Here is a 5,225-nt window from a genome sequence, read left to right as displayed (position 1 = left end):
GCGATGAGGTTATCCATGATGATGCCGGTGTGGCCCTGGCCAGGCCAGCCGTACTCACTCTCACCCATACCGTGCTGGAGGTAGAGGACAGGATATTTCTTCTTGCTCTGGTCGTAGCCTGCTGGAGTGTAGATGTAGCAGTGACGCATTGAACCGGTGACGGTTGACCAGTAGTAAACCTCACTTACCTTACCCTGAGGTACGTTCTTCACCTGATAGAAGTCCTGATCTGGTGCAGGGATGTCGATACCGCTGCCCCAACGGCTTGCTCCGTAGTACATGAGGCTACCTGGATCTGGAACTGAAGCGCCGTCGATATTGAGCTGATAGTAGTGGAATCCTACGTCCTGAGGAGCAGAGTCGCCGGTCCATACGCCGTTCTCGTCCTTGGTCATCTCATACTTCACGCCGCCGATGTCAAGCTTCACGCTGAGAGCCTCAGGTGCGAGGATCTGGGCACGAACCATGCGCTGTGAGTTTACCATCGGATACTGATGGCCTTCCTGATTTGTTGCAGCTGGCTTCCAATCGTTGGCAACCTGTGCAGATGCAGCAATTGCTGCGAGTGACATAGTCACGCTTAAGATAAACTTTTTCATGTGGTTATGGTTTTCTGTTGTCTATTCCGTCTTATGCGAATTACGCAACATACAAATTTAATAAATTTGTCCGGGATTATTCCCAAGAATTCCTCATTAGCTTTCAAGAAATCTTCCTTAGCATTTCAAAAATGCTTCATGGCCTTCAAAAAATGCTCACCATATGAAAAATCTGCCTGCTGTTTATACTGTTTTAACGTTTTCTATACTCTTGCTGCAGCGGTCTCGGTCGCCGTACCCTGTTGCGGATCTGCAGTGATCTTTTTCTTCATTTATTTCGGCAAAAGGTCTCTTCTGTGTCTTTGCCTTTGTCCTTGCTGTCGTTTTTGCTGTATCTGCTTAAGAGTCTAGGCGATTGCCGTCATATTGTCAGCACTTTTTGTGTGGCAGCTAACGATCTAATACATAATACGTTAACAAGAAAAGGGTAGGCAAAAATTGACTACCCTTTCTATCATATATATCTAATTATCAAAAAGTTATCTGCCACGGCAAAAACCGCTAAATGTCGAAATCACCTTCCACTGACAGAGTTCTGGACAGTTTTGCGATGCTGGCAGGTACTGGAACAGAAAATTCCTCACGAAGTTCGGCCTCCCAGGCGGCTCGAATATTCCGCCTTTCACGATCTTCAGCGATTGCGAAAGCCCTGTCTGCCTTTCGGTGAGCCTGACTCTTGTGCCAACGAACTTCTCCCTCACGTATTTCAGCCTCAACACGTGTGATAGTCTCTTCAAGGCTTGATTTTGCCAACTCGCATTCCCATATCGTGATGACCGACCATCCGAGTCCTTCGAGTCTGGCAACGGAGACAGCATCGCGAGACTTATTCCTCCTGACCTTTTCCTCCCAGAACGAGACGTTTGTCTTAGGAACCGTATACTTCGAACAACCATCATGGCCATGCCAGAAGCAACCATTCACGAATATGGCCGTGCGATATTTGGCTAGCACGATGTCAGGGGATCCGGGAAGACGCCTTACATTCATCCTGTATCGGAATCCGCGCCTCCACAGTTCATGTCTTACCACCATCTCCGGCTTAGTATCCTTGCCTTTGATAGCCGCCATATTCATATGTCTTCGCGCATCGGTCATGAAATATTAGAAGTTTTCCGTCGAAATTGTTCCCGTAATTTTTCTTGATATCTGCAAAAATACCTTTTTGCGCTCCGAATTTGTTAAAATGCCGCAAAAAAATGAAAGAATAACTCCATCTCCAACTGTGTACATCGTTACTTTAGCGCTCTGTGTTAATTTTGCCTTGCGCCACCACGTACCAGCAACATCGTGAAAAAAAGGCATTTCAGGAAAGATGCTCTCGAACACATCTACCAACGTTCTGTTGACTGTGGAACTATTTTCTATAGTAGAATTGACAGATTGGTATATTACACAATAGCTTCTATTCAAGCGTCAAAGTATAGAGTGAAGGTCGTCCAATTGACGATAATGTTCAACCACATACATTGGCTTTTGGAGGCCGAGACGCTCTTGGATCAATCGAGTTTCATCGGGCAAGTCACATCAGCATTCACGCTATCCTACAACAAGAGCTGCAATCGCCATGGACAACTATTCAGCAAACCATATGGGTCTGCTCAGAAGCTGCGATTGAAAGACAAGATGACAGCCGTCAACTATCTTGGCAACAATCCTGTCGTAAAGCGTTTGGTCGATAGTGGTGCGGATGATCGGTGGACATTCATTTCGTATGCGGATGGAAACAAGAATCCTTTCTCAGACAAGCTACGTCTTTCTAGTGCAAGCAGAAAGATGAGAAGAGCGGTCGATACAGTTAAAGCTTTCCATAGGTCTGGGCATCATCTTGAATATCAGACATTATGGAAAATGTTTTCTGACTTGTCTGCTCAAGAATCTGAGCAACTCACAGATTTCATAATTCACGAATATTCATTCTTAAAGCACGAGTATATTCTCAAGATGTTTGGTGGCTTGGATAAATTGCTTATTGCAATGGATTCGAACTCTGGAAGCGAATATGATCTGACAGAAAATGACGGCTCAGACAATCATGTCGCATACGTTGAGATGATACGTGTAGCCGGGAAATTGGGATGGAGAAAAAATAAGCGAGCCTTCAATGATGTCTCTGAACAGGACTATGGCATTCTCATCAAGGCTTTCGTTAAAAACACTTCGGCGAATCAAACGCAGATTGCTCGATTTCTTCATTTGGACATCGAAGAAGTCCGTCGCATATTGCGCAACAAGCGGAAGCCGTAGCAAAGCCGTGGCGGCTAACTTCCTGATAATTAAACTGATGCACAAAAATGGGTAGGCAATAATTGACTACCTGATTTGGCTTAAATGTTTGGTTAGTAATAACTTAGCTGCCACGCGAAAAATGTGCTGGCTAGTCCTGGACGAAAGGAACCTTGGCGTCGTGGCACAGACGCTGTGTCGCGAAGCGGCCGCTCATGACTGCGCATGGCATGCCGCCGCAGATGGTCCATTGTCCGCCGACATAAAGGTTCTTGAGGCCGGGGATGCGGCCACTGTGGCTTGCTGTTCCTGCGTATGGGGTACGTATGAAACTCATGTATGATCCTTTGTAGCTGCCGCAGCGCTTGTGGAAACTCATTGGAGTAGTGACCTCGAGCACCTTCATCTTGCCAGCGAGCTGCGGGAACTTTTCCGCGAGCGCCTCGACGAGGGCTTCGGCCATCTTCTGCTTCTCCTCCCTGTAGCGGGCTGTCGACTCATCATGGTAGCGTTTCCATGTCTCGAAATCGGCCTCGTACTGCATCATGAGGCACTGGAACACGAAATGGCCTTTCGGCGCGAATTTCGGCTCGTCGGCATAGTGGTGGAAAAGGACATGGTCATGGAACCTGCGTCCGATGCGGAAAGGCTTGACCTTCAGGATCACAGTCGGATCGATCTCGCCTGGATCACCCTCGCAGCCGACATATACGACGGTGTTGCTGAAGATAGGGAAGTTCCTGCGGTCACGCAGGCGCGAGTGGAAGAACCCGTCCTGGAACTTGCCGTCGAGCATCTTGTCGAGAAGCAGCTGCGGTGATACGCTGGAGATGACATAATCGGCCTCGAGAACCTCTCCGCCGCGGATCTGGACTCCTACGGCCTTGCCGTCCTTGACGATGATCTTCTCGACCGGCGCAGCTGTGCGCACCTTTCCACCGAGTTCTGCATACTTGTGCTCCATCCTCTGCTCGAGAGCGAGCGAACCGCCTTCCGGAAGGTTCGTGTTACCCTTAACGGCATACCCGAGTATGTACAGCAAAGCCTCTGCATAATAGCCCTTCGGGAAATAACAGTTCATCACGAAGCGCAGGTCTTCGCTCTTGAAGCGGCGCGAATATTCCTCTATGGTGATTGTCGCGAACTTGCGATGGATAGGGATGACCTTTCTCATGGACCACACGAAGCGCAGCTTGTATCTCAGACTCGAGATCTCCATCGGGACCTCTGCGTTCTGGAGCATGATTCCGTACGCCTCGAGCGCGGATATGAACTCGTCGATTGCCTCCTTGTCCTCCGGACCGAAGGAGAGCATCTCGGCGCGCAGCTTCTCCGGATTGAGGTACATGTGGAACTTGCGACCGGATGGAGTGTCCGTTGCGAAGAACGGGTCCAGCGGAGTCGTCTTGATGTCCGGTCCGAGCGCACCGACCTGGCACCACACCTTGTAGAGGTCCTGATAAGGGTCAGTTCCGAGCATCCAGTGTATGCTGTTGTCGATATGGAAGCCTTGACGGTCCCATCCGGTACATTCTCCTCCGAGGTTGACTGTGCTTTCGAGTATGAGCGTATCGAATCCGCTCTTCTGTGCATAGATTGCCGAGGTCAGGCCGGAGATGCCGCCTCCGATTACGAGTACACGCTGCTTCACTGTGGTTAGATGTGGTTGGTTTCAGACACGAATATACGGATTAATTCTTATATTAGCAGAATAATGGACTCACATGAAGCAGTCTGGCAAAAAATAGCAGAATAATAGGCTAAATAAGAAATTTTTAGAAGATTGACCAACATAAACTATGGAAAAGAATAAGGAGATCACACGCAGGGACGCCATCAAGACTATGGGCGCAGCAGCCGCAGTAGTGGCGACCGGAGCAGTAGGAGTAGACGCAATCGCAGCGGAAACATCCGCAGAGGCGAAGAGTGCCCCCGCAGACGCACGCAAGCTCAAGGTGCTTCTCATCAACGGCAGTCCCCGTCCGAAGGGAAATACATTCACCATGCTCTCCGAGATTGCAGCGCAGCTCGAGAAGAACGGCATCGCGAGTGAGATCGTGCAGATAGGTACGAAACCTGTGCGTGGTTGCATCGCGTGCGGCCAGTGTGGCATGAAGAGGCTCGGGAAATGCGTGTTCGACGATGACATCTGCAACCAGATGATCGCGAAGATGGCGGAATCTGACGGACTCATCGTAGGTTCACCAGTCTATTACGGAACTCCGAACGGAACCGTACTTTCGCTTCTCCATAGGATGGGATATTCTGCAAGCGCAGTGATGCAGGGCAAGCCAGCCGCTGGTATCACAGTATGCCGCAGAGGTGGTGGCACAGCAGCCTTCCAGACCCTCCAGATGCCATTCCAGATGCTGCACATGCCAATCGTGACCTCACAGTATT

At 49.5% G+C, this 5,225-nt stretch carries 4 protein-coding genes and 1 pseudogene; 2 read left to right on the top strand and 3 right to left on the bottom strand.

The annotated features are described in order from the left end of the window. Together AC06ND_RS03490 and AC06ND_RS03485 are read right to left on the bottom strand one after the other, a co-directional pair. Positions 1-599: pseudogene (locus AC06ND_RS03490) on the bottom strand (esterase); the annotation flags it as partial. A gap of 501 nt (positions 600-1,100) precedes the next feature. After that, entirely contained in the window at positions 1,101-1,697 is a 597-nt protein-coding gene (locus tag AC06ND_RS03485; RefSeq protein WP_475677604.1) for a very short patch repair endonuclease, read from the bottom strand. 192 nt (positions 1,698-1,889) lie between these two features. On the opposite strand from AC06ND_RS03485, the gene AC06ND_RS03480 reads away from it, so the two are divergent. Further along, positions 1,890-2,846 (top strand): transposase, encoded by a 957-nt coding sequence (locus AC06ND_RS03480; RefSeq protein ID WP_475677603.1) that lies wholly within the window; start codon positions 1,890-1,892, stop codon positions 2,844-2,846. 130 nt (positions 2,847-2,976) lie between these two features. Here the strand turns inward: AC06ND_RS03480 and AC06ND_RS03475 are convergent, their stop codons facing one another. Continuing rightward, the gene (locus AC06ND_RS03475; RefSeq protein ID WP_475677602.1) at positions 2,977-4,476 is read right to left on the bottom strand and encodes a phytoene desaturase family protein; all 1,500 of its coding nucleotides are present in this window, start codon (positions 4,474-4,476) and stop codon (positions 2,977-2,979) included. A gap of 148 nt (positions 4,477-4,624) precedes the next feature. On the opposite strand from AC06ND_RS03475, the gene AC06ND_RS03470 reads away from it, so the two are divergent. Further along, positions 4,625-5,225: flavodoxin family protein (locus tag AC06ND_RS03470; protein ID WP_475677601.1), on the top strand; the 601-nt coding region annotated here is incomplete at its 3' end.

This window comes from Candidatus Cryptobacteroides sp. (assembly GCF_056207615.1).
This window is presented reverse-complemented; position numbering and strand designations above follow the sequence as displayed.